Below are 22,780 nucleotides of genomic sequence, written 5' to 3'. Positions count from 1 at the left end.
GGTGGACGACGTCTTCGCCCGGTTTTCGGAGGGCCGGTGGGACGACTTCCTCGACGAACTCGACAAGATCCGCGTGACCGTGGTCGACCCCGCGGAACGGCAGCAGATGAAGGTCAACGCACGGCGCGATGCGCGTGAGGCGGGCTCTCAGCCGTTGCTGGTGCGGATGGCCATCGCGGACCACTACCTGAACCTGCTCGCCATCGGCGTGTGGGCGGGCGACGAGAGCTGGCGCGCCGATCTGCGCGACCTGGTCACCACTCTCGTGCCCGAAGACGACGAGTCACATGACGACGCCCTGTTGAGCTCCGTCATCGCCGTGGTGCTCGCACAGTTGCTGCAGGACGCACGGCTGCGCGGTGGTTCCGAGGCCGACGTCATCGCACGGGCCGCGTGGGACAAGGCACAGGAGTGGGCTGCCTACGCGGAGGACCGGCACGTCGAACGCCTCCTGCACGCCTCCACCGAGGCCGGAGCGCGCGTGGTGACGGCCTCCGAGGTCCAGGAGGTCGTCGAGCTCGCCACGGCCGCCGCGGACGACCAGCACGCCGAGACGCTCGCGGCGCTGGAGGCGGAAGGTCTCAACGCGGAGGTCATGAACGGCGTCTGGGTGGTGGACGGGGACTTCCGGAACCCGGTCCGGGCGGCCGCGCGCGCGATCACGCTCACGGGCTACGGATGTGTTCTCGCGCGCAACGTACGTCAATCCGCGGTGATGTTGTGGCACGAGAACACGCTCGCGATGGCCGACTCGAAGGTGCCCCGCTGGCGCGTCTACCCGATCCTCGCGCCCGTTACGCCGCAATCCAAGTTTTCGGGCGGGGAAGGTCTGCCGTTCACCCGCGACACCCACCCGTTGGCACCCGCTCCAGAAGTCGTGCGCCGGTTGGCGGACGCCGTTGGTGTCAACCTGTCTCATCTGCTGGCGGCATTGCGGTGAAAGGGTGATCTTTGACTTTCCGCAACCTGCACTCGTTATCTTGGTGGCATGCCCAGATTTGCCGAGTTCGATGTGGAAGGCCTGCGGAAATCCAGCGCCGTCGCGGACTTTCCCTGGTCAGAGACGTGGGTCACGCTGATCCGCGTCGATGCCAAGGGAGTTGTCCGGCAAGCCAAGTCGTTGACCGAGAAAGTTTCTTTGTTGACTGTCGCGTCAGACAAGGATCTCGTCATCGCCTCCTGCCCGGAGATTTACGCCGTGGACGACCTGTCGGCGGCGCGAGCAGCCGTCAGGGCTTCGGCCGCACGCGAAATGATGCCAAGCCTCGGATGAATGACTCCCGCCACTCGGGCTCAGCGGCGAGCACGAGTTCCGGGAAACGTCGAAGCAGCGTTCCGAACGCGATCTCGCCCTCGATGCGAGCCAGCCGCGCCCCCACGCAGTAGTGGATCCCGTGCCCGAACGCGACGTGCGGGTCTCGGCCCAGCTGCAACACGTCCGGATCGGGATACCGGGACGGATCCCGGTTCGCTGCCCCAAGTGAGACGGTGACCTGCGAAGACCGCGGAATCGTGACCCCTCCGATCACCACGTCGGAGGTGGCGACGCGAACGAGTCCGGTGGTGAACGGGCCGTCGTAGCGCAGCAGTTCGTCGACGGCGTCCGGGATGAGGATCGGGTCGTCGACCAACCTCCGCTTCATGTCGGGATCGCGCAGCAGCGCGAGCAGACCGTTGCCGATGAGCTGCACGGTCGTCTCGTGCCCGGCTGTGATGAGCAGCACGAGCGTCTGCACGAGGTTCGGTTGGTCGCGCAGCTCGGTGATGACGTCGTCACCGGGCTCCTTGGTCTCCAGGAGGCGCTGCACGTACGCGGCGAAGCTGCCGTAGGCCTCGACCATGGTCTGCGGATCCATCAGCTCGGCCGTGAGCGAGCGGATCTCGTCCCTGTCCCTTTCGGGCACACCCAGCAGTTCACAGATGACCGTGATCGGCAGCGGGTACGCGAACGTGCTGATCACGTCGACCTCGTCCTCGGTCTCCCACGAGTCGAGCAGATCGTTGGTGATCCGTTCGATGCGCGGCCTCAGTGATTCCATGCGCCGTGTGGAGAACGCGCGCGCGACGGGCTTGCGCAGGCGCGTGTGCTCCGGTGGATCGGTGTGGTTCAGCATGCCGCCAGGAATGACGGAGCTGCTGAGGCCGGGGTGGCTGAGTGCCTGCACCACGTCGTCGTAGCGGCTGATCATCCACGTCGTCTGGCCGTCCGGGGTCTCGATCTGCGCCACGCCCTGCGTGCGCCACTGGTCGAAGTACTGGGTCGGGTCGGTGAAGAAGCTCATGGTCCAAGACTGGCGTCTGCGCTGGTGGAAGGCCTGAGTAGGCGATCACCCATCTTCGCCGCGCGGATCACCTAGCCTGGCGGCATGGGGTGGCCGTTCGTGGGGAGGGACGCCGAGCTCGCCGCGGTCCGGCGCGCGGTGCGCGGCGCCGGACTGATCGTGGCCGGGCCTGCCGGTGTGGGCAAGACGCGGTTGCTGGACGAGGTGGCGTGCGACGTTCGGTTGCGGGCGACGTCAGCGATGTCGGGCATTCCTCTCGGCGTGATGACGCCCTTCTTGCCTGAGGTGGAGCCCTCGCCGTTGGCAATGCTGCACGCCGCACAGTTCGCATTGCGCGGTCGTGTCGTTGTGGTCGACGACGTTCATCTGCTCGATGACGCGTCGGCGGGACTGCTGCACATGCTCGTGCAGCACCGCGAGGCAGTGGTGGTGGCGACCCTGCGTTCAGGTGAGCGCGCGCCGGACCCTGTGGTGGCCCTCTGGAAGGACGAGCTGCTGCCACGCATCGAGCTCACACCACTTGGTCCTGCCGAGGTGACCGAGGTGCTGGAAACCGTGCTGGGCGGCGTGGTGGACAGCGGTGCCGCCAGTCGGTTGTGGACGGCTTGCGCCGGAAACATGTTGCTGCTGCGAGAGATGCACCTCGCCGCGCGGTGGGTGTCGCACGACGGTGTCTGGTGGTTGGACGGACCGTTGCCCCTGTCGCCGCGGCTGATCGAACTGATTGAGGCGCATCTCGCCGCTGTGCCGGACGAGGAACGCCGGGTGCTGGAGCTGCTCGCCTTCGGTGAGCCGCTCGATCTGGCCGCATCCGAGGCGTTGGACGGGCTCGTCACTGTGGCGACTGACGGACTGAGGCTCGCGCATCCGTTGTACGGCGAGGTGTTGCGCGCGCAATGTCCGCCTCTGCGCAAGCGCAACCATCAGCGCCATCTGGCTTCGGTGCTGGACGACCCGCTTCGAGTCGCTGTGTTGCGACTTGAATGCGGCACGGCAGATGACCCCTCTCTGCTGCTTACTGCTGCACAGCTGGCCGTCGCGAGGGGTGCTGTCGTTCTGGCAGAACGACTCGCACGCGCGGCATGGTCGGTCGGTGGTGGTGCGGAGGCCGGACAGCTGCTGGCGCAGGTGCTGGTCTTCAGCGATCGGCCGGAGGAGGCCGAGGAGGTCTTCGCGATGATCGGCACCGACGGCTCGGCCGTGGTGCGTGCCCTCCGCGCGTTGAACTTGGCCTGGGGCCTCGGGCGCGTCGAAGAAGCCGCGGGCATGCTCGAAATGAATGCCGCGCGCGTCAACCTGCTGTTCGGCGCGGGGAAGTACGCCGAAGCGCGCGCGATGATGACCTACGAGGAGCCGGAAGAGGCCGCCGTCCTCGCGATGATCGACGTGGTGGAGGGCCGGTACGTCGGGCCGTTTCCCGAGGTGCCGATGCGCGAGGAGTTCTCACTGGCCTGGGAGACCACGAGGTTCGCCGAGGTGTTCGTCCGTTCGCTGCACGGCGACCTGGACGGCGCGGAACGCATTGCCGTGCGCGCACAGGAAGAGAAGGCCGAGTGGGACTCCATCCGGTCCATGTGGGCGGTTCCGCGGGCCGCGCTGGCACGGGCACGTGGCCGGCTGGACGAGGCACGCAGGTTGCTGCGAGAGACGCGCCCCCTCCGGCCGTACGCGCAGTTGTGCGAGCTTGCCTATGTGGAGGCACAGCTGGGCAACGACGCACGCGACGTGCTCGCCTCCGCAGAAGAGCAGGCGCCGCAAGGGATGCGTCCGTACCACTACGGGCTGTGGCTCGCCCGGATCTGGGCAGGTGGCGCGTCGCCGTTCGACGCGGCCGCGGACGTTCGCGCACATGGCGAGCTCGCCGCAGAGGCGTTGTTGCTGCATGAGGCGGTGCGGCTGGGGCATGCGGCTGAGACAGCGGAACGGTTGCGCGAACTCGCCGCGACAACCACCGGACTTCTCGTGCCGGTGTACGCAGCGCACGCCGATGCGTTGGTGCGCAACGACTCCGCCGCACTGGAGGAGGTGGCCACCCGCTTCGAGAAGGCAGGCTTCATGCTGCACGCGGCGGAAGCTGCTGCTGCGTCCGGCAATCGGGCGTTGTTCGGACGCTTGGTCGGCCACTGCGAGGGCGCGCGCACTCCCGCGTTGGCGCTGATGTCCGCAGCGTCGCTCACCCGACGCGAACGGGAGATCGCCGTGCTGGCCGCGCGCGGCCTGACGAACAAGGAGATCGCCTCTTCCCTGGTGATCTCCGTGCGGACCGTCGACAACCACCTGTCCAACGCCTACGCGAAGCTCGGCATCGCGACCCGCGCCGAACTCGCGTTAGCCCTATCGGATGACAGCGGTTAACAGCAGGCACGGGTCCGAACGACAGCCCCGGCATGAGCAACGGCTACGCGGTCGTCGACGTCGAAACCACCGGGCTCGGTCATACCCACCGGGTGGTTGAAGTTGCCGTGGTCCACGTCGACGAGTCCGGCCGCCGGACCGACGAGTGGTGCACGCTGGTCAACCCGAGGCGTGACCTCGGCATTCAGTACGGCATCGCCGACGCCGACATCCGCCGAGCGCCCGACTTCGCCGGCGTCGCGGGCGAACTCGCCGCCAGGCTGTCCGGACGGGTGCTGGTGGCGCACAACCTGGCGTTTCACCTGGTGTTCCTGCGCGCCGAGTTCGCTCGGCTGGGGCACGAATTCTCGGGTTCGGGGGTGTGCACGATGGAACTCGTCGGCGGTGTCACGCGCGCGTACTCAGCATTGCGCAACGCGCGCGCGTCCGCGGGACTGCTCGTGCGGTGCTTGGACCGCGTCGGCGACGCAACGCCGTTACGGCTCGACGTGCCACGACTGGTGCGCACCTATGCAGTGCAACGCAGTTCCACGGGAGGACGGGCGTGAACGACGTGAGGTGGGTGGCCGGGTTGATCCAGGAGCGCAACCGCGTCGACGCGGCGCTGTCGGCGTGCATCCGCCGACCGGCGCTGTCGGGCCACCTCGGCGACTGGATCGCGGCCCAGCTCTTCGGGATCGAGCTGGACCAGGACAGGGCCAAAGGCGTCGACGGCCGGTTCGCGGACGGCCGGACCGTCAACATCAGGTGGTACCTGAAGCGCGAGAACCTGCTGGACCTGCGCGAGGACGGGCCGGACCGCCATCTCGTGCTGACCGGTCCGAAGGCGGCTGCCGAGGCACGGCCGATGGTCATCGACGCCGTGTACCTGTTCGACGCGGCGACGGTCGTGGCCGAGCTACGGGCGCGTGGGCTGAAGATCGGTGTCGCGTCGAGTGTGCGCGCTCAGCAGTGGGAGGCCGCGGAGATCTATCCGCGGCACAACCCGGCGTTCCCGCTCACCGAGGAGCAGCGGGATCTGTTGGCGTTGTTCAATCCTCAGCCTTGAGGCTGTGGCCGTCCCACGTGAAGCGGACCGTCGTGACGGCGTCGTCGCCGTCGGTGCCGGTGGTGAGCTGGTGGATCGCGATGCCGGTCAGTTCGCGGTAGTCGCACCACTCGTGGTCCGACGTGAGCACCAGGTCCAGGTCGAACGCGACGAGCAGCTCCAGGAGTTGGCCGCGGTTGGTCGCGTCCACGCCCACGAAGACCTCGTCCAGCAGGATCAGGCGGGGTGCGGTCGGCGTGGCGTGGTAGTGGGCGGCTGCCGCGGCGAACAACGGCAGGTGCAGCACGATGGCCTTCTCACCGCCGGACAACGCGCCGTGCACGCGTTTGGTGACCGGCATCCAGCCGTCGCCGCGGTCCACCTTCACGACGAACTGGTGCCACGTCGTGTAGTCCAGCACCTGCGCGAGTTGTTGTTCCCAGCCCGTCGCGGTGTCGTGCGCGCGTGCTTCCTCGATGCGCTCACGGAAGAACCGGTGCAGCACGGCGCGTTCGTTGGCGTCGAGGTCTGAGCGCAGCAGGAGGTCGCGGGCCTCGCGGGTGCCGGGCGGCAGCTGGGGGTCCACCTGCCAGTCGAGCTGCACGCGGATGTTGGACGCGGTCTGGACGCGTTCCAGCCGTTGGTTCATCGTGTCGACGAGCTCGGAAGCGCCCTGGATGCGTTGGGCGATGTGCCTTCTGGTGTCGCCGGTCAGGGTTTGGTCGAAGAGGTCGCGCTCGGCGTCGGTGATGTGTGTGCGCATGCGGTCGCGTTCGGCCTGCAACGCTTCAAGCAACGCGTGGGCGCCCATGCGCGCGTCGTCGAGCGTTGCGCTCAGCACGGTGACGTCGTCGTCGGGGTCCAGTGACAGGTCGATGCGGCCCGCTAGTTGTTGCTGGGCCTCGTGCACGGCCAGACCGAGGCGTGCCTCGGCGTCGCGGATCAGCCTGGTGTCGACGGGACCGTCCGGCACGTCGCCGGCGTCGACCGGGAGGTGGCCGCTGGTCAGGTTGCGGTGGCGCGTCTCGGCTGCCTCCTTCACGGCTGCGGCTTCCGTGGCGCGCGCCGTGTCCACCTTGCGTTTCTCCTCCAACGTGCCGAGGGTGCGCGCTAGGCCGGTTTGCTTGTCCTGCAACGTTTCGCGTTGCTCGGCCAGTTCGAGGGCCTTGGTGCGCAACAAGATGAGCTGCTGGTCGAGGGCGTGGAACTCGGAACCGGCGGAGCGCTCGACGGTCTCCAGCGTGATGGCGACGTCGGCTGCCTCCTGCTGGCGGGCAGAGGCGGCTTCCTCGGCCTCGTCGGCCAGGGCGCTGCTCACCGACGACCGGTGCAACGCCTCGGCGGCCAGGGCTTCCGCCGCGAAGGCGTCGTGGCGGTCGTCGAGCCAGCGGTGGCCTGCGCTGCCGAACGCGGCGACGGCGTCCTGGTTCACCGGGACGTCGCCGTTGATCAGGCGGAGCGCCGCGGCGACGGCCTGGTCGGCCTCTGTCATACGGCGGGCGGCGGCTGCGACGGCGTCTTTCCTTGCCGCGCACCGCAACTGGGCCTTGGTGCGCTGCTCCTCTGCGATCTCCACCGGGTCGGTCGACGGCTGCCTGGCCAGCTCGCCGGCCAGGGTCGCGCGGCGCACGGAGATCTGGGACAGCGCGGCGTCCACGCCGGCCAGGTCCGTGGCGAGCTGCTCGATCAGGCCGGTGAGCTCGGCGATTCGCCCAGCCCGCGCGCGTTTGCGGGAGTCGGCGCCGATGTAGGCGGGGGAGGGCTTGGTCCAACGGCCGTGCGCGTTGGCCAAGCGCCACGTGCCGTCCGCACCGATGGCCGCCGTGTGGCCCGTGGCCGTCTCACCGAACGCAACGCCTTCCAAGAACCGATAGGCGCGGTCGTCGTCGGTCGTGAGCACTTCGAGCAGCGTGCGGCCGGGAGCCGGGGTGGCCAGCAACGGTTCGGCGAAGCGGTCCCGGTCGGAGAGACCGAACGAGTTGCCCGGCGTGAGCCACGCGTCCAGGAGCCCGGACGCTTCGAGGGCGGCTTCGACGGCGGCGCACACGTCGGGTGGCGTGCCGGGGCGGAAGTTCACCAGACGCCACAACGGAGCGCCCACGGCAGATGAGCGGTATTCGGAGTCACGGGTGTACGGCGCCGGTGGCGGCACATCGACCTGATTGGCGAGCTTCTCGCGGATGGCGTTGTACTGCGCGAGTTGGCCGTTCAACGCCGAGCGCGTCTCGTGGAGGCGTGCCTCGGTGGAGCTGAACTCCTCACGGGCGCGGGCCGCGGCTTCCGTGACCTCGCCGTGTTCGGAAACGCGCAGCTCGGAGCAGCCATGCGCCCACGTCTCGAAGTCGGCGCCGAACTTCGCAAACGCTTGCTCGAACGCATGCTGAGCGGCCGTTTCCGCGTCCGTGGCGAGTTCGAGCTCCTCGCGGGTTTCGTCGAGCCGTTGGCGTGCGGCGTCCCGTGCGTCGACAGCCCTCTCGTGGGCCGCAATGGTCCGCATCACCGCGTTGATCTCGGCGGAACGTGCGTCGACGGCGGCGGAAAGCAACTGACGGCCCGTACGTGATTCGGTGCCCGCGTCGATCTCCTCGAACACCGACCGCATGCCCGCGCGCTCTGCGGCTTCCCGTGCCTCCACGGTCGAGTGCCGCAACTCCTCAGCGCGTGCGGCGGCATCGGCCTTGGCCTGAGCGGCTTGCTCGTCGTCCGCAACGGCACGCGCGCGGAGTTTAGAGGCGTGCGAGGCGGCCTCGGAGGCACGTTGAACAGCCGCGGAATGCTGCTGCCGCAACAGGTCGAGCTGCTTGCCCTCCTGGTAGGCGGGCAGGTCGGAGATCCCGGCGATCTCGGCGTCGACCGCGCTCGCCTCACGCCCCAACGCCGCCAGTTGCTCGAAGGCCTCGTCGGTCAGCGTGACCTGACGCTGGTAGCGCCGCTCGCTCATCCGTGCGGCGCGCGTCAGGTCTTCGAGCTGCTCGGACGACGACGACAACGCCCACTGAGAGGCGCCGAGAACGCGTTGCGCATAGGTGCGTTGGACGTCCGCGAGCCGTTCGGCGGTGGTGATCTCCTCGTCGAGCCGGCGCAGCTCCTCGCGTTGCCGGTCGAGCCGCTCGAACCCTTCGGCGATCTCGGTGAGATCCGACTGGTCCAGCGGCGGAAGCGCCTTGGACAGCAACGAGGACAGCACGCTCGGGTCGAGCCGCTCGGACAGCTTCGGCGTGCGCAGCTGCAGCAGTGCGGTGATCAACGAGTCGTACCGCTGTTCGCTCACACCGGGGAACAACGTCGTGCGCACCGTGTGGCGGTAGTCGACCGGTGAGGCGTGCACGACGCCGTGCTCGCCAATCGCCGCGATGAGGTCGGTCTTGGTCAACGGGCGCCCCGCCTCGTTGACGAGCGCGAGATCACCGACGCGTTGGCTGGTTGTGAAGTACGTGGCGGCGACGTTGGACGTGTTCGTGGTGGCCTGCAGCCGCGCGCCGCAGGTGAACCACTCGTCGCCCTGCTCGAACTCCAGCCACACGTAACCGACGCGGGTGCTGCCCTGGTTCCCCTCGCCCATCAGGTTCCAGTGCATGGTGCGGTCCGCGCTGCCGAACGTCGACAGGCGGTGCGGGCGCAGGTTCGCGTCGAAGAGGTACGGCAGCAGCAGCTCGAGCGCCTTCGACTTGCCCGTGCCGTTGGGTCCTCTGAGCAGCAGTCTCCCCTGGTGGAACGTGAAGATCTCGTCGTAGTAGCGCCAGACGTTGATGATCCCGGCGCGGCTGGGTTGCCACCGGTCAGTCATGCAGCTCCTCGTACCTGGCTGCGGCGGGCAGCCTGCGAACGGTGCCGTTCTCGACGCGCGCCAGCCCGAACGCGACCAGCAGCGCGAGCCCGTCTGCCGCGAGCCTGTCCGCGCCACCGTCCGACTGGTAGGCCTTGGCCCAGTTGCGGAACTTCGTGAGCAGCTCGCGTGCTTCTTCGACCAGGTCCTCCTGCTTTGCCGGACCTTTGGCCAACCGGTCCAGCAACAACAACGCGGCGACCTTCGCGTGGCTGTCGTCGTCCGGAAACCTGGTGTCCGTGGCGATCGCGTCGGCGTCGACCACGAGAAACCCCTCGGCGCGTTCCTCCAACGTGCACCCGGCGAGCCCGATGCCGGTCTGCACGACCTTGCGCCCCGTGGGCGAGCTCAGGAACGTGAGCTGTGCCGGCGTGAGATCGTCCTTGTACACCACGGGATCGTCGATGAGCCTGCGCATGACGGAATGCCGCTGCCACAAGCTGCGGTGCGCGGTCTCGTACTTCTGTTCTCGCGTGAGGTCGTCGATCGTGTCCACTGTGGAGGCTGAGACGGGTGCAGCGAGCAGCCGCGTAATGATCATCGGATCGCTGCGCAGCTGGGTCTCGGTGAACTCGAGGGCGCCTTGCTGATCGAGGAAGTCCAGCACGTCGGCGAACGCGGCCCGGTCAGAACGCCTGGTGGGGTCGAACGGCGGCAGGTTCTCGAGCTGCGCTGCTTGTTTGACCCGGTCGGCCAGTGCGTCGATGGTGGCGGTTGTCGTGCTGAGCAGCTCCGCACAGGTGAGACACAACAACACGTAGCGCCGCCGGTCGAAGTTCTCCGCAGGCCGCGTGCGGTCTGGTCGCTGCGTTGTCTTGAACAGGCGCGCATACCCAGCGCGCGGCTCAACGAGCACACGCCAGCCGCAGTAGTAGTCGAACCACTTCACGATCGGTTCGCGCCGTCGCCGGATGAGGTCGAAGCCATCAGGATCGTGCGCGGCACTGAGCATCGGGCTGGCGAGCAGCAACCGCACGCCACGCGCCACCTCTTCGCTCTCCAGCCGCGCGAGCTGGTTCCCGGTCCTGCTCATCGGCTCTGCACGTCGATCACGTAGTCGGGCCCGCTCAACGTGCCCTTCTGGGTGGTGATCGTCGCCCAGCCGCGAGCGTTGCGCAGGTTGATCTGCATCCGCCCGTCACTCGTCCCAGCCGTCCGCGTGCCGGTGCTGTCCGGATCACTGCCGAGCGCCCTGCCGAGCAGGTCGATGAGCCGGTGGAAGGTGTCGTGGTCGAGGTTGGTCAGCGTGGAGATCCGGATCGGCCCGTCGGTCTGGATCTGCCGCCACGCGTGCTCGAGCTCCGCACGTTCCTGCTCCGCTTGCAGACGGCGGTTGCGGCGGATCTCGTCGACGTCGCGGATCTTGCCGGTGCTGCCGATGTGCTCCTGCTTGCCGGTGGCCCGCAGCTGCGGCGAGATGGTGACCGGCGGCGTGTTGTGCCACGGCTCGCCACTCGGGATCAGCTCGCCGTCAGCGTGCGCGAGGTGCGCGTGCCGGGCGGGGAACAGCCCGAACGCGGCGTTGAACAGCTCGTGCGCCTCGTCCTCGGTGCTGGTCCTGGCGAACCACTGCGCCAGCGCCCTGAAGTCGGCCGCGGTGTTCGTCGGCTTCTTTCGCTCGCTGATCCGGTCCAGCACCCTGAGGAGCTGCACGATCGCCTTTCGCGCCACGTCCTGGAGCTCGTCGGCCTTCGAGGGCGTGTCGTGGAACCAGGCCTTGAGGTCCTGCCACTTTTTGGTTCGTTGCTGCAGCCAGTCGTCGTCCTGGTAGAGGCCGGCGCCTTCTTTGGCCTGCTCGAGGATGGTTGCCGGGACGTCGCCGATCGCCTCGCGGATCCGGTGCTTGCGGGCGTCCAGGTCCGCGACGAACTCGCGCAGGTAAGTGATCGTCGTGCGCTTGACGTCCTGGAACGTGGCGAGGTCGTGCTCTTGCTTGAGGAGCCGCTGCAGGTCCGCGTTGAACCGCGCGGTGTTCGTCTGCAGCGTCTGCACGTGGCCTTCGAGCTCCATCAACGCCGCAAACGCCCGGTTTGTCTTGGTCAGCTCGTCGAGGCGATCCGCGATGGCGTCAAGCACGGCGGTCTGCAGCGCGCCGCTGCTGGTCAGCGTTTCGAGCGCGTGCTGGATGCCGGCGTACGCGGCCTCGCCGAGTTTCGTCAGCCCGTACCGGTGCTGCGTGCTCTCGATCAGCCCCCACTGCCGGAGACTCGTGAGCGACGCGGTCAGCTCGTCGTCCGTCACCTGCTCGGACCAGCCGACGTCCCTGAGCCGTTGCTGCACGTCGTCGAGGGTCAGCGACGTCTCCAGGTGCGCGTTCGCCACGCCGAAGGCGCGCAGGACCGCCGTGTGCAGGTCCGCGCGCTCTGTGGTGGTGAAGCGGAACAGGTCCGCCGGCACCCCGTGAGACTTCGTCACGTGGCCCACCGTAGCTGGTCGCTGTAGCTCGTTCGGGTGACACGGCGGGCGGCCGATCTACGTAACGAGTTCCGGTACCGGATCAAGCCGACAGATCGCGACACGGGCACCTTCGTGCTCCAACGCGTTTACCGCATCCACCGGACCGGGATCGCAACTAGTTGTTACCGTGTGGCGACGGTGCGTGACAGAGGCGGGTCGGGTGCGACTTCGCAGCGGCACAGCTGACTCACCTCCGGTTGCTGTCCGACGTAGAGCGTTCGGGCGGCTTTGGATCACGGGCACGACGAGAAGGACCAAGTGGGCGGATGACTGACCCGGATCAGATCCTCAACCAGTACGAGGGCAGGCTGGCTGAGGCTCAGCGCAAGAGCGACGCGATACGCGAAAGTCTGGCGAATCTGCGTGTCGTGGAACGCAGCGCGGACGGCCAGATCGTCGTGGCGGTCAACGATGCCGGCAACCTCGTGGACTTGAAGCTGGGCAGTTCGTTGCAGCGCAGGGACGGCGGCAGTGTGGCGCAGGAGGTGCTGCGCGTGGTGCAGGCAGCGCAGAGCCGAGTCGCCGCAACGGTGCAGGAGGCCATGTCGCCGATGCTGGGCGCCGACTCCGAGGCGATGCACTTCATGATGGACAAACTGCGCAGTGCCCAGCCGCCACCTCAGCCGCAGTACGTGCCGGGCGGCGGCGGCCAGTCGCGGCTCGGTGCTATCGAGGATGACGCGCCACCTCCTCCGCCTCCGCCACCAGTGCCACCTCGCCCGCAGCGGCCTCGGCCGCCGCAGGATGACGACGACTTCAGCGACAGGGGCTTCCTGCGATGAACTACCGCATCGACCTGGTTGAGATGCAGGCTCACGTGACCAAGCTCAACAACGTCGGCCAGCAGGTGAACTATGCGCTGAGCGCAGCGCAAGTCGTGTCCAACATGGAGGCTTTCGGCAAGCTCGGCTTCCCGCTCGCGGCTCTCTGCACCGCCGCGCAGAACGCTGCTGTGGACACCATGCGCCAGGTAGTTGACGCCTCAGTCGACCACGTCAAACGGTTCGACGGGTGGCGCAGACACATCGAGGAGCACGAACAGGCTCAGTCTGACATCTTCGACGGGATGCACGACCAATGACCACGATGGGACCGGCGCCGACGCCAGGCGCGAACCACCTCGTGAGCACCGGCGAGAAGACGCCGAGCACTGAGGGTGCCGGGATTTTCCACGACGCCACCGAGACGGTGAAGGGCTTCTCCAGCGGCAACTGGGCAGAGGGTCTGATCAACGCGGGCGCGACGGTCGCAGGCGTGGCGGGTGTTCTCGCTGACCCGTTGGCGGCGCTGTTCAGCGCGGGTTTCGGGTGGCTGGTTGAGCACGTCTGGTTCCTGAAGGAACCGCTGGACTGGCTTGTCGGTGACCAGGAGGCCCTGGACGGCATGGCGAAGACCTGGGAGTCCGTGTCCGACTATCTGAAGGACACCTCTGACGACCTCAGGAACTGGGTCAAGAACGACACCACCGGGTGGATCGGCAAGGACAGCGATCAATACCGCCTGTTCGGCGCCGATCGCGCAGACACCTATGCCGGCGTCGCCACCGCGGCCGGAGGGATCGCCGGCCTCGTCCGGACGTGCAAGATCGTGCTCAAGGTCGTCCGTGACATCGTGCGCGACATCATTTCCGAAGCGATCGGCAAACTGATCTCGATCTGCCTCCGGTGGGCACCCGCCGTCGCAGCGGCCGGCGCGGGCCTCGCGGGGGCGATCGCCGAGTGCATCCCGGTCGCGGTCAAGTGGGCGAACAAGGCCCTGGAGGCCTGCCGCAGGCTCACGAAGGCGTTCAGCAACGCCGGTGGGCTGTTCAAGAAGCTCGACGACATTCTGGTCAACGCCAAGACCGCACTGTCCAAAAGCGGCGACGACTTCGTCAACGTCCTCAAGAAGGGCATCGACGCGGACATCCGGCGTAGCATGGCCGACTTCTCCGTCACCGGTATGGCCAAGGACGCGCTGGGCGAGGCCAAGGAGGTCGCGGTCGACGGTTTCAAGAGCGCGCCCGCGGAGTTTCTGCCCAAGCTGGGGATCGAGGCGACCAAGGAGTCCACCAAGTTCCACGACTGGGAGGACAAAGCCAAGGATGGCGGAGGCTGGCGTACGTGGCGCGACTTGAGGGCGGAGGAAGAGGAGAAGCAGGAAGACAAGCGCAAGGAGGCCAACGGCGGATGAAAGCCATCCGCATCCTGCACAAGATCCTCGCGTTCCTGATCATCCCCGTTCTCGGGTACCTGCTCGGCGCGACGATCTTCAACTACTTCTCGGACAAGGTCGAGACCGAAGACCTGAGCGATGCCAGTCACATCATCGTCGCCACGTCGTGCGACCGGCACGGTCCGGTGACACTGCGCGGCTTCGGGTACGTGTACGAGTGTCGCGCCACGGTCGCGAACAAGGTCAACGGCAACGTTGTGACGGCGACTGCGCGAGGGTTTCTCCGCCCCGAGCTCATCGGCAAGCAGGTGGCGGGTGAAGGGTTCAACCGCGGGGACTTGTATCCGGTGCGTCCCTACGCGGGATGGGGGATGGTCCTGCTTCTCCCGTTCGGCGTTCTGTGGTTCTACGTGTACATCAAGGTGGCCTGGCCGTTGTTGCCCGAGCGGCGGAAGTCCCGACGCAAGCCGGTGCGCTATCAACGTCCTGACAACCCAGCAGAACCCGATCGCACCGTTCGTGTCTTTGGCGGGCACCGGCGGGTGTGGATGGTCGTCGTCCTTCTGATCGGGTGCGTCGGCACCTTCCTGTACAGCTCGTCGGCGTTCCAGGACGACACCGTCGCCACCGTTGCCGCGATCGTGTCCTGGACAGTGGTCGTACTTGTGATCGCCAACGTCGGCTGGCGGTTGGTGCGGGGGCCGATGATCGCGATCTCACCCGAAGGCTTGGAGTGGCGCGAAGCGAACCTCAGCTGGACCGAGATCCAGGAGGTGCGCCTGACGCGTCGCCGCGTCCTGGTCATCCAGCCTCGCAACGGCAAGGCCGTGCGGGTCGGCAAGTTCGGCACCGAACAGGCCACCCGCATCCACGTGGCCATGGGGCACTTCAGTCAGGCCACGTACGCCCGTGAGAGCGCCAGCGGACCAACGTCAACATGATTGTCGGCTCCGCGTTCGCGCATCAGGACGCGATCGGTGTCGAGACGACGTTGCACGGCACCATTTTCGGTCCACGCCAGCTCGAAGAGGACGGGCCGGTGCAGCAGCCGCACCGGTTCGAGGAGGACCTCACCAAGGGCATCAACCCGATCAGGCCGCCGAGCCGTTCCAGGATCCGGCGGTGCGTGGCGCGACGAACTGTCCGCGCGGGCGGAACACGGCCGTGACCAGGTGCGGTCCTGGGTCGCCGAGGACGCGGGCACCGACCCGAGGTTCCGCGAGGTGATGGACTCGTTGGTGCGCCGTGGTGACAAAGGTGCGGTCATCGCCGTCGAGGACGCGGTGCGCGACCTTCCGCCCGACGAACAACGCCGGGTGTGGACGGAGTTCGCCGCGTTGCCGAGCATCAGGGAACGCGACGAGTACGCGCGCCGCCTGCAGGAGGGGAAGTCATGAGCGAGGAGCTGAACCGGGAGCGTCAGGAGCTGGCAGACCTGGCACAGCGGTTCGGGCTGCCGCAGACGGTGTCGGGGGAGGCGTTCGCGCCGTCGCAGGAGGGCGCGCCCCTGAACATCGACACGGACGCGGGTGGAGACCCGGACGGCGCGATCGCGCTCGTGATCGCCGCCGCAGAACCGTCGCTCGCCCTGGTGTCCACTGTGGATGAGCTAGGTGGGCGCCGCGCTCGGTTCGTCCGGCACCTGCTCGACCTGCTCGGTCGCGAGGACGTGCCGGTGGTCGCCGGCGCCGACCTCGGCGACAACAGGATGGACTGCATCGCCGGGTTGGTGCCGGATTCCGTTGCACCACAACGAACCGACGTCGCCAACGCCGTAGCCGACGTCCTGACGAAGGCAGACGGTCTGGTGCGGTGGGCCGGAATGGGCCCGGCGACCAACCTGGCCGCCCTCCTCACCCAGAACGCGGATCTCGCGGAACGGCTGGTCGTCACGCAGATGGGCGGTGCGCTGAACCACCGCGATCCGGAGCGCGCCGAGCACAACTTCCGGCTCGACCCCGCCGCGGCGAACACCCTGCTCACCAAGGGAAAGCTACCGAAGCTGGTGCTGTCGGACACCACCTTCACGCCGGCGATCGAGATCACCAAGGACTCCGACGTCTGGCAAAAGCTCTCCGCACCGGAAGCACCCGCGTGGGCCAAGCTCGTCACCTCGCACATGGCACAGTGGTTCGACCGCTTCCACGCCGGCACGATCCAGCACGACGTGCTCGCGCTGACCGCCGCGCTGCAACTGCCGTTCGTGGCGTTGCGCCGGGAACGCGTCGTGCTGGACGACATCGGCCGGATGACCACCGCACCGGACGGGAATCTCGTCCGGCTCAGCATCAAGGCCGACTACCCCGCGTTCCGGGCGTGGCTCGGCAGGAGACTGGTTGCACGCCGCCTATCGCGACTTCCTCGGGCTCGAACCGTTCCTGCCACGCCGAGGCCCGGCTGGAGCGTGCGGTCGGCGGAACTGTCGGACCAGATCACTAGCCTGTGAGGACACGACTAGCGAAGGAGGGCCGACGTGGGGAAACGCAACCGTGAGAAGCGGGCCGCGAAGAAGAAGGTCAAGGCGAATCGTGGCCCGACGCCACCCCGGCAGGCCTTTGACGAGTACGAGGAGCCGTGGGCCCCGCCTCCCGCCGTGTCGCCGGAGATGGTGGCCGAAGGGTTGAAGGAGGCGGCTTTCGCCCGTGCGTTCGACACGGACTTCGTGGACCGCAGCATGGCGGACCTTGCGGGGCGCAGGCCTGTTGCCGAACCTCGGACGGTGGCCATCGGTGCCGGGATCTTGCTGGCCGCGTTGATCGACAACGTCTGGCGAAAGGGCTGGATGCCCGTCGACGTCCGGGAGCATGTCCGGCGGACCGCTGATGCCGTGGCGAGCAGTCTGTTGATCGACGTGATCGCTGCGGACACCGTGACGCACTCTCCGTCCACTGTGGATGAGCGGTGGATGGCGCAGGTGCGCGAGCTGGGTGCCGAGGTGTGGTGGGAGCCTGGGATGCCACAGCTCTTGCAGTGGGCGGATCGTCATCGGACGGATCTCGAGAGTGCGCTGCGGACCACGATCTTGTTGGTCGACGAGTTGATGAAGCTGCCTGAGCTGCCGCTCATCGTGCCGAGGCCGGGGTCGGCGTCCGCGCGCTCGTCCGCCTCGGTGAGCGGTGTGGACCAGAAGGTGCTGGCGCGGGTGCGTGCCTTGCTGGCCAAGGCGGAGTCCACTCAGTTCTCCGAAGAGGCTGAGGCTCTTTCGGCCAAGGCCCAGGAACTGATGAACCGGCACGCCTTCGAACGTGCCGTCCTCGACGCCGACGAACACCGGGAACAGACGGCGGCCTCGATCCGGTTGTGGCTCGATGCGCCGTATCTCGACGCCAAGTCGCATCTGGTCCACGCGATCACCCAAGCGAACCGGTGCCGGTCCGTGTTCTACCCCCACTTCGGCTTCGTCGCGCTGGTCGGAGAGTCGATGGACCTGGAGATCACCGAGTTGCTGGTGACCTCACTGCTGGTCCAGGCGACCCGCGCGATGGTGGCCGAAGGCAGCCAGATCACTCGAGGCGGAACGTCTCGCACCCGGTCGTTCCGGCAGTCCTTTCTGGTCTCGTATGCCAAGCGGATTGGGGAACGGCTCGAAGAGGCCAGCGCTCGGGCTCACGATCCGGTCGAGGACGAGCGGCTGCTCCCGGTGCTGGCCGCTCGGTCCCAGGTGGTCGAGGAGACGTTCGAGAAGATGTTCAGCAATCTCAGCCAGAGGTCGGCGACGGTCACCAATGGCGCGGGATGGGAGGCGGGTAGGGCGGCCGCCGACCGCGCGGACATCACCGTTGAACGTCAAGCAGTCCGCGTCTGAGCACTCGCTGATCGGTGTGCGAACGGCCGGTGCCGTCTGCCGGCCTCGAGTGGTGTGGCGGCAAGCCGGGTCATCACCGGGCGACCTGATCACCTGACCTGGAGGAAACGAGGTGGCAGGTCCGGGTTCTCCAGGTCTCGGATCCGGGACCGGTCGTACGTCGGTTTGGCCGCCAGCGCCAAGCCGCCGGCCAGCAGCAGGACCAGCAACGTTTTGGCGAACCGGTGCTCGTAGGGCTGGTCGACGGCTTCCCACGCGGAGCCCGTGAACATGACCGGCTTCGGGTGGCCGATGTCCGCCTCGGTGAACTGCGAGTGGCTCATCGTCTGGGAGAGCTTGGTTTCCGCTGTGATGTCGACGGTGCAGCGCCACGTCACGCCGAGGTAGCGCCAGTCGCGGTTGCACGATGTTGCCGTGCCGGTGCCTTCTTGTGGCCGCGGCCAGAAGTCGGCGCGGGCTGCGATGAGAAGGCCGTAAGTGAAGTGGGCGGCCAGGAGGGCGAGGGCGCCGGCGCCTGCGTACCAGCGTGCCTGGGCTCGCAGGCGGCGTGCCTCGGTCGCAGGGGGTGGGCGTTTGGTGCGGCTGTTCTGCCACCACACGCCTGCGCCGGTGAGTCCGAATGCGATCAGGACGACTGCGCCCATGGTTGGCCACGGTGCCGGGGTGGACGACGCTCGGGCTGGAGCGAAGTCTGTTGTGGACAGTCGCTGCATCGGGACCGAGGTGTCGTCTGGGGTCAGCAGGGACGAGTCGCTGGTGAAGCGGTGCTGCAGGCCGTAGTTGTCGGTGACGATCGCGCTGCAGCTCCAGCGGGTGCCGAGGAGGAGCCAGTTGCGTTCGCAGCGGATGTTGTCCGCGCGGGCCACTGCTTCGCCTTTGGGGCCGTGGTCTTCCCAGAACAACAGGAGGAAGGCGGCACCGTAGGCGCACACCGCTAGCCAGGCGAGGGCCAGCCAGCGTTGGTGGTGGTGTCCTTTCACGACACGGGTTTCTTGTTGCGGAACAAACGGAACGTGATGAAGAGGCCGACGATGAAGAGGCCGACCGCGGTGGGCACGACCGCGGCTTTGTTGGGTTCCCTGCGCTCGGCCAGGCCCCATTCGAGACTGGCCTGGGAGGATCTTCCTGACCGCACGCGGTTGGTGGTCATCGGTACCTGGCTGCCGATGTCGGCCGGCGTCAGGATGGAGTTGTCGCTGCGGTACGCGTACCGCTTGCCGTCGTTGCCCACAATTGTCGCCTCGCACGACCAAAGCAGTCCGAACGCCCACCAGTTGCGGTGGCACGAGATTTCCTGGGCGTGGCCCTTCGTTTCGCCGCCGGAGGACGCCTCGCCGCCGAACGTGAGCAGGGCCGCCTGGGCGCCGTACAGGACTGCCAGCCAGGTCAGGACGGACAGAACGATCCGCTTCGTCATCCCTTTGCCCCCGGATCCTTGTGGCCGCCACCTTCGGCCTTGTTCAGCTCTTTCGACAGCTCCTTGGCCGGGTGGACCAGGTCGCCCCAGTTCGGCATGAGGTGGCTGATGTCCCTGCTGGCCACGGCGCGCACCCAGTTCTGCCCGTCGAGCAGGCCCTTGCTCATCGGCGCGTCCACCCGGTCGGCTGCACGGCCGAGCCCGGACTGGGGGTCGCCCATGTTCTCCTTGCGGGTGGACAACGGCGGCTGGTTCATCGACTCGTAGAAGTCCTTGACCTTCTGCTTGCGCGCTGGGCCGTTCTCCTTCACGCGGTTTGCCCAGTCGTCGACCTTTTGGCTCGTGCGCTGGGCGAAGTCGTCGACCTTGTTCATCGTGTTGTCGACGCCGTCCTGGATGCGCCTGCTCGCGTTGCTGAGGTTGTCGCCGAGGTTGTCGAGCGAGTCGGCCCTGGACACCTTCGTCGCGGAGTCGGAGGCGAGCTCTGCGGCTCGCTGATTGCCGTAGCGGCTGTTCGGCATCTGCCTGCTCAGCGCGGCGAGGTCGTCTGCCTGCTTGCGCATCGCGGCGCCGGCCTTCTTCGCCAGGGAGCCGAGTTTGTCCAAGGCCTTGAAGAGCTTGGCCACGAACCGGGCGATCTTGGTGCCGATCTCGACTGCTTTGGTGACTGCGCGGGTGATGAAGGCGGCGATCGAGGCGCCCGCGGTGGGGATCGCGGATGCCGCGGCAGGGATGCCCCACATCAGCAGGGTTCCTGCCAGGTCCGCCAGGAGGTCGCGGATCAGTGCCCTGGTCGCGGCGACGACCGCGCCGGCCACCTTGATCTTGTTTGCGGCCGACGACGCGGCTGCCGATGATCCGCGAAGATGTTCGGCCAGACTGCTGCAGCGGGTCCGGTACGAGTCAGCTGCCTCGCCGGTCCAGTCACCGAGCGACTTGGCGTTGGACTCGTAGTTGTTCGCCTCGTCGCTCAGTCGCTTGGCGATGTTCTCCCACGTGGTGCCGATCGCCTCGATGGCCGGTGGATCACCCATGAGCTTGTCGAACGGTTCCCGGATGAAGCCGACGTTCTCGATGATCCAGCCCACGACGGACGAGGCGAGCGTGCCCAAGGGGTCGGTCAGGAAGCCTGCGACGTCCAGCGCGAGCGCGGCGCCGTCGATGCCCAGAGCGACGGGATCGACGTCTTTGCCCTCGACGAAGGGCTTGACCAGGTCTTCGCCGGTGTCGAACATCCCGGCACCGGCGAGCCACTTCTGGTCGTCTTCCTTCTTCGCGATCAGCGGGTTGCTCATCGGTCCATCCCCTGCATGGCGGTGCGGTTGCCTTCCTCGGCCTGCTGGTACGTCTCGGCGGTCGAGCACAGTTCGTCGCCGGTTGACTCGAACGCCCTGGGCAGGGCGGCGAGCAGGGCCTTCGCCTCGTCGAGTTCCTCGTTGAAGATCCACGACCAGGCCTGACAGAGTTCGCCCATCACGTTGGGGCCGAGGTTCACCTGGGAGGCGGACACCGCCTCCTGCAGGGAGGGGGCGAGCTGGCCCACGATCTGCTTGCCGTGGGCGGAGATCGCCTCGGACTGCGCCTGGAAGCCGCCGCTCATCGCAGCACCGAGCTTCCGCCGAAGTCGTCGTCATCGCCCTGAGGCGGAGTAGGGCGGCCTGGTGCCGGTTTGGGCTCCTCGACCGTGCTTGCCGGGTCGATCACGGCGATGCCTTGCTCCACCTGTTCGCGCAGGAAGGCCATGCCCTCGCCGTCACCGAGGATCGGGCGCATGGTCTCTTCGATCTTGCGGGCGGCTTCCACCTGGGCGCGGCGGATGGTGTCCATGATCGTGCGGGCCAGGGCGGTGTGGCCCAGGTCGTCTGCACGTGGTGTGAGTTGAAGCGACTCGATGCGCCCGCCGGAGCCCACGGTGATGATGACCGAGCCGTCCGGGCTTCGGGCTTCGGTGCGGGACTCGCGGAACGCCGTCTGGACGGCGTTCGCCTGTTCCTGGGCCTGCTGGAGGCGCTGCTCGAAGTTGGCGAGAAACTGGTGCGGATCGCTCACGGGCGAAATGATCCCATTCGGACGCACTCTCTGCGCATGATTCGGCACAATGCGTGCATGGTCAAGCCGCTGATCACTCGGGAGATGCGCGAACGAGCTCGTCGCGTGCCCAACAACTGGCTGCACGTCGTGGACCCCGCCTGCGAAACGACGGTGGGCGTTCCGGCGGAAGCGGTGATCGGGCGGTACCTCGTCGACGAGCGGGGTGAGATCACCGACCAGTACGTGCCGAATCCTCGGTATCAGCCGCGCGAGGTCACCTTTGAGAACGACCTCGAGTCGTTGATGTACCTCGTGCATCGCGGGTACGAAGACAAGCGGGAGCTGGTCGATGCGGTGCTGGCGGCTGAGCTCGTTCTGCCCGCCGATCCGGCTCGCGAACCGCGCGGGCACCTGGTGATGCGTGGCGATGTGGTTGACGTCTTCGCTTCCGAACGGGCGCGGCCGCGTGACTGGCCACCGCACTGGCACAGGTTTCGCGGTGTGGAGTTGGCTGTTGTCGTGGACGCTCTGAAGCGGCCGGTCAGGCTGCTCGTGACGGCGCAGGGTGGGGTGCAGTTCGAGATTCCTGGCGAGGTGCTCGTCGACGGGCTGCGTGCGGTGGTCTCGATGGGGTGATCCGCGCGGTGGCGTGGATCAAGGAAGGCGTGGCGTTGCGCCGATCGGGCTAGCCTGCCGCGCGTGCGGACGAGGCTGACCCCCATGCAGCAGGCGGTGGTGGATGCGGGGCGGCCGTTGCCGCAGTTGACCGATCCGCTCGAGGTCGAGTTGCAGGTCAGTGCGTTTGTGGGGCCGTTCGCGGACAACGAGGCGTTGTGGGAGGCCGTTGTCCAGCATCTCCGAGAAGTGCCGAGTCGACGTAGTGCTGCGCTGCTCACCGCCCTTGCGCATCTTCTTCCCGGCCGGCCTGGGCAATGGGCCAAAGAAGCGGCCACACACCAGCAAGAACCGCCGTGGGACCTCCGGAGCCTGAAGTTCGGGGAGTGCTGGATCGGGGATCGGTCGATCGACGCGGGATATCTGGCACTGCTGTGCAGTTATGCGTACGGGGATGAGCCGCACGCCATGGTTTTCATGATCGATGAAATTAGTGGCGGGCTCACGAGGCATGCGTTCATCACGCGGCATGTGCACGAGGCGCTTGAGCGGTTGCGGAACCAGATGCGGCTCGAGCTGATCACGGCTGAGGCGGCGCATTGGCTGCTCAGCCGCAGTTATGACCGGTTTGAGCGGCGGCCTGGGCTGGGTGTGAGTGTTGATGTGCACCAGACGCGGTTGGTTGCGCGGCGGCGAATCGGCCTTGCGATGAATTGAGCGCGCCTGTGCGGATCGCAACGTGATGATTCGTCCGACAGTGCACATTGTCTGTAGCTCGATCGTGAGTCGGCGGTTACTGTCCGAGTTGTCG

The 22,780-nt window shown here is 67.4% G+C and carries 24 protein-coding genes; 15 read left to right on the top strand and 9 right to left on the bottom strand.

Annotated elements, in window-relative coordinates; genetic code table 11:
- Window position 1 precedes the first annotated feature (1 nt).
- Window positions 2-940: a hypothetical protein gene (locus tag DI276_RS18960; RefSeq protein WP_112265192.1), complete on the top strand. Its 939-nt coding sequence runs from the start codon at window positions 2-4 to the stop codon at window positions 938-940.
- A gap of 48 nt (window positions 941-988) precedes the next feature.
- On the top strand, window positions 989-1,273 hold the full coding sequence (locus DI276_RS18955; RefSeq protein ID WP_112265191.1) for a hypothetical protein: 285 nt from the start codon (window positions 989-991) through the stop codon (window positions 1,271-1,273).
- Here the strand turns inward: DI276_RS18955 and DI276_RS18950 are convergent.
- A complete protein-coding gene (locus DI276_RS18950; RefSeq protein ID WP_112265190.1) occupies window positions 1,230-2,282 on the bottom strand; it encodes a cytochrome P450 family protein in 1,053 nt (350 codons plus the stop codon). The genes DI276_RS18955 and DI276_RS18950 overlap by 44 nt on opposite strands.
- Before the next feature lie 84 nt (window positions 2,283-2,366).
- Here DI276_RS18950 and DI276_RS53010 point away from each other — a divergent pair, with 84 nt between their 5' ends.
- The 3 genes from DI276_RS53010 to DI276_RS18935 are packed head-to-tail and all read left to right on the top strand — an operon-like array spanning window position 2,367 to window position 5,685.
- On the top strand, window positions 2,367-4,637 hold the full coding sequence (locus tag DI276_RS53010; RefSeq protein ID WP_112265189.1) for a LuxR C-terminal-related transcriptional regulator: 2,271 nt from the start codon (window positions 2,367-2,369) through the stop codon (window positions 4,635-4,637).
- A gap of 32 nt (window positions 4,638-4,669) precedes the next feature.
- A complete protein-coding gene (locus tag DI276_RS18940; protein ID WP_112265187.1) occupies window positions 4,670-5,185 on the top strand; it encodes a 3'-5' exonuclease in 516 nt (171 codons plus the stop codon).
- Window positions 5,182-5,685, top strand: coding sequence for a DUF6998 domain-containing protein (locus tag DI276_RS18935; protein ID WP_112265176.1), 504 nt, complete (start codon window positions 5,182-5,184; stop codon window positions 5,683-5,685). Before DI276_RS18940 ends, DI276_RS18935 begins: the two co-directional genes overlap by 4 nt.
- Here the strand turns inward: DI276_RS18935 and DI276_RS18930 are convergent.
- Genes DI276_RS18930 through DI276_RS18920 form a run of 3 tightly spaced genes read right to left on the bottom strand, consistent with a single transcriptional unit; the run spans window position 5,669 to window position 11,905 of the window.
- Window positions 5,669-9,451: a TIGR02680 family protein gene (locus DI276_RS18930; protein ID WP_112265174.1), complete on the bottom strand. Its 3,783-nt coding sequence runs from the start codon at window positions 9,449-9,451 to the stop codon at window positions 5,669-5,671. The genes DI276_RS18935 and DI276_RS18930 overlap by 17 nt on opposite strands.
- Window positions 9,444-10,523 (bottom strand): TIGR02678 family protein, encoded by a 1,080-nt coding sequence (locus DI276_RS18925; protein ID WP_112265172.1) that lies wholly within the window; start codon window positions 10,521-10,523, stop codon window positions 9,444-9,446. The genes DI276_RS18930 and DI276_RS18925 overlap by 8 nt, the downstream gene beginning before the upstream one ends.
- The gene (locus tag DI276_RS18920; RefSeq protein ID WP_232836754.1) at window positions 10,520-11,905 is read right to left on the bottom strand and encodes a TIGR02677 family protein; all 1,386 of its coding nucleotides are present in this window, start codon (window positions 11,903-11,905) and stop codon (window positions 10,520-10,522) included. Before DI276_RS18920 ends, DI276_RS18925 begins: the two co-directional genes overlap by 4 nt.
- A 308-nt stretch (window positions 11,906-12,213) precedes the next feature.
- On the opposite strand from DI276_RS18920, the gene DI276_RS18915 reads away from it, so the two are divergent.
- Genes DI276_RS18915 through DI276_RS52175 form a run of 8 tightly spaced genes read left to right on the top strand, consistent with a single transcriptional unit; the run spans window position 12,214 to window position 17,906 of the window.
- A complete protein-coding gene (locus DI276_RS18915; RefSeq protein WP_112265170.1) occupies window positions 12,214-12,729 on the top strand; it encodes a YbaB/EbfC family nucleoid-associated protein in 516 nt (171 codons plus the stop codon).
- Window positions 12,726-13,028 carry a hypothetical protein gene (locus DI276_RS18910; protein WP_112265168.1) on the top strand — a complete coding sequence of 101 codons (303 nt, stop codon included), beginning with the start codon at window positions 12,726-12,728 and terminating at the stop codon, window positions 13,026-13,028. Before DI276_RS18915 ends, DI276_RS18910 begins: the two co-directional genes overlap by 4 nt.
- On the top strand, window positions 13,025-14,119 hold the full coding sequence (locus tag DI276_RS18905; RefSeq protein WP_112265166.1) for a WXG100-like domain-containing protein: 1,095 nt from the start codon (window positions 13,025-13,027) through the stop codon (window positions 14,117-14,119). Before DI276_RS18910 ends, DI276_RS18905 begins: the two co-directional genes overlap by 4 nt.
- A complete protein-coding gene (locus DI276_RS18900) occupies window positions 14,116-15,042 on the top strand; it encodes a DUF6346 domain-containing protein (RefSeq protein ID WP_112265164.1) in 927 nt (308 codons plus the stop codon). The genes DI276_RS18905 and DI276_RS18900 overlap by 4 nt, the downstream gene beginning before the upstream one ends.
- Complete coding sequence (locus DI276_RS18895) at window positions 15,039-15,269, top strand: hypothetical protein (RefSeq protein WP_112265162.1); 231 nt, start codon at window positions 15,039-15,041, stop codon at window positions 15,267-15,269. The genes DI276_RS18900 and DI276_RS18895 overlap by 4 nt, the downstream gene beginning before the upstream one ends.
- Window positions 15,270-15,273: 4 nt before the next feature.
- Entirely contained in the window at window positions 15,274-15,498 is a 225-nt protein-coding gene (locus tag DI276_RS18890; RefSeq protein ID WP_112265160.1) for a hypothetical protein, read from the top strand.
- Window positions 15,495-16,547 carry a nucleoside hydrolase gene (locus tag DI276_RS18885; protein ID WP_112265158.1) on the top strand — a complete coding sequence of 351 codons (1,053 nt, stop codon included), beginning with the start codon at window positions 15,495-15,497 and terminating at the stop codon, window positions 16,545-16,547. Before DI276_RS18890 ends, DI276_RS18885 begins: the two co-directional genes overlap by 4 nt.
- A 27-nt stretch (window positions 16,548-16,574) precedes the next feature.
- Entirely contained in the window at window positions 16,575-17,906 is a 1,332-nt protein-coding gene (locus tag DI276_RS52175; RefSeq protein ID WP_112265156.1) for a DUF2786 domain-containing protein, read from the top strand.
- An 89-nt stretch (window positions 17,907-17,995) separates the two neighbouring features.
- Here the strand turns inward: DI276_RS52175 and DI276_RS18875 are convergent, their stop codons facing one another.
- From DI276_RS18875 to DI276_RS50055, 5 genes are read right to left on the bottom strand one after another with little or no spacing between them, the layout of a single operon-like run.
- The gene (locus tag DI276_RS18875) at window positions 17,996-18,886 is read right to left on the bottom strand and encodes a DUF6346 domain-containing protein (protein WP_112265154.1); all 891 of its coding nucleotides are present in this window, start codon (window positions 18,884-18,886) and stop codon (window positions 17,996-17,998) included.
- The gene (locus DI276_RS18870; protein WP_112265144.1) at window positions 18,883-19,323 is read right to left on the bottom strand and encodes a DUF6346 domain-containing protein; all 441 of its coding nucleotides are present in this window, start codon (window positions 19,321-19,323) and stop codon (window positions 18,883-18,885) included. Before DI276_RS18870 ends, DI276_RS18875 begins: the two co-directional genes overlap by 4 nt.
- Entirely contained in the window at window positions 19,320-20,618 is a 1,299-nt protein-coding gene (locus DI276_RS18865) for a WXG100 family type VII secretion target (protein WP_112265142.1), read from the bottom strand. Before DI276_RS18865 ends, DI276_RS18870 begins: the two co-directional genes overlap by 4 nt.
- Window positions 20,615-20,923 carry a type VII secretion target gene (locus DI276_RS18860; protein WP_112265140.1) on the bottom strand — a complete coding sequence of 103 codons (309 nt, stop codon included), beginning with the start codon at window positions 20,921-20,923 and terminating at the stop codon, window positions 20,615-20,617. The genes DI276_RS18865 and DI276_RS18860 overlap by 4 nt, the downstream gene beginning before the upstream one ends.
- Window positions 20,920-21,372, bottom strand: coding sequence for a YbaB/EbfC family nucleoid-associated protein (locus DI276_RS50055; protein ID WP_157984802.1), 453 nt, complete (start codon window positions 21,370-21,372; stop codon window positions 20,920-20,922). Before DI276_RS50055 ends, DI276_RS18860 begins: the two co-directional genes overlap by 4 nt.
- Before the next feature lie 57 nt (window positions 21,373-21,429).
- On the opposite strand from DI276_RS50055, the gene DI276_RS50050 reads away from it, so the two are divergent.
- Together DI276_RS50050 and DI276_RS18850 are read left to right on the top strand one after the other, a co-directional pair.
- Window positions 21,430-21,990 (top strand): hypothetical protein, encoded by a 561-nt coding sequence (locus tag DI276_RS50050; protein ID WP_157984801.1) that lies wholly within the window; start codon window positions 21,430-21,432, stop codon window positions 21,988-21,990.
- A 63-nt stretch (window positions 21,991-22,053) separates the two neighbouring features.
- Complete coding sequence (locus DI276_RS18850; RefSeq protein WP_157984800.1) at window positions 22,054-22,686, top strand: hypothetical protein; 633 nt, start codon at window positions 22,054-22,056, stop codon at window positions 22,684-22,686.
- The last annotated feature ends 94 nt before the right edge of the window (window positions 22,687-22,780 follow it).

The organism is Lentzea terrae (assembly GCF_003265345.1).
Taxonomy (GTDB): domain Bacteria; phylum Actinomycetota; class Actinomycetes; order Mycobacteriales; family Pseudonocardiaceae; genus Lentzea; species Lentzea terrae.
The sequence above is the reverse complement of the archived record's forward strand: the minus strand, read 5'-3'. Positions and strand labels throughout refer to the sequence as shown.

Excerpts from the sequence above, each read along its gene's own strand:
- DI276_RS18870 (WP_112265144.1), bottom strand. The coding sequence starts at position 19,323 with ATGACGAAGCGGATCGTTCTGTCCGTCCTGACCTGGCTGGCAGTCCTG.
- DI276_RS18865 (WP_112265142.1), bottom strand. The coding sequence starts at position 20,618 with ATGAGCAACCCGCTGATCGCGAAGAAGGAAGACGACCAGAAGTGGCTC.
- DI276_RS18885 (WP_112265158.1), top strand. The coding sequence starts at position 15,495 with ATGAGCGAGGAGCTGAACCGGGAGCGTCAGGAGCTGGCAGACCTGGCA.
- DI276_RS18955 (WP_112265191.1), top strand. The coding sequence starts at position 989 with ATGCCCAGATTTGCCGAGTTCGATGTGGAAGGCCTGCGGAAATCCAGC.
- DI276_RS18860 (WP_112265140.1), bottom strand. The coding sequence starts at position 20,923 with ATGAGCGGCGGCTTCCAGGCGCAGTCCGAGGCGATCTCCGCCCACGGC.
- DI276_RS53010 (WP_112265189.1), top strand. The coding sequence starts at position 2,367 with ATGGGGTGGCCGTTCGTGGGGAGGGACGCCGAGCTCGCCGCGGTCCGG.
- DI276_RS18925 (WP_112265172.1), bottom strand. The coding sequence starts at position 10,523 with ATGAGCAGGACCGGGAACCAGCTCGCGCGGCTGGAGAGCGAAGAGGTG.
- DI276_RS18910 (WP_112265168.1), top strand. The coding sequence starts at position 12,726 with ATGAACTACCGCATCGACCTGGTTGAGATGCAGGCTCACGTGACCAAG.
- DI276_RS18950 (WP_112265190.1), bottom strand. The coding sequence starts at position 2,282 with ATGAGCTTCTTCACCGACCCGACCCAGTACTTCGACCAGTGGCGCACG.
- DI276_RS18930 (WP_112265174.1), bottom strand. The coding sequence starts at position 9,451 with ATGACTGACCGGTGGCAACCCAGCCGCGCCGGGATCATCAACGTCTGG.
- DI276_RS18915 (WP_112265170.1), top strand. The coding sequence starts at position 12,214 with ATGACTGACCCGGATCAGATCCTCAACCAGTACGAGGGCAGGCTGGCT.
- DI276_RS18940 (WP_112265187.1), top strand. The coding sequence starts at position 4,670 with ATGAGCAACGGCTACGCGGTCGTCGACGTCGAAACCACCGGGCTCGGT.
- DI276_RS18895 (WP_112265162.1), top strand. The coding sequence starts at position 15,039 with ATGATTGTCGGCTCCGCGTTCGCGCATCAGGACGCGATCGGTGTCGAG.
- DI276_RS18905 (WP_112265166.1), top strand. The coding sequence starts at position 13,025 with ATGACCACGATGGGACCGGCGCCGACGCCAGGCGCGAACCACCTCGTG.
- DI276_RS50050 (WP_157984801.1), top strand. The coding sequence starts at position 21,430 with ATGGTCAAGCCGCTGATCACTCGGGAGATGCGCGAACGAGCTCGTCGC.
- DI276_RS18900 (WP_112265164.1), top strand. The coding sequence starts at position 14,116 with ATGAAAGCCATCCGCATCCTGCACAAGATCCTCGCGTTCCTGATCATC.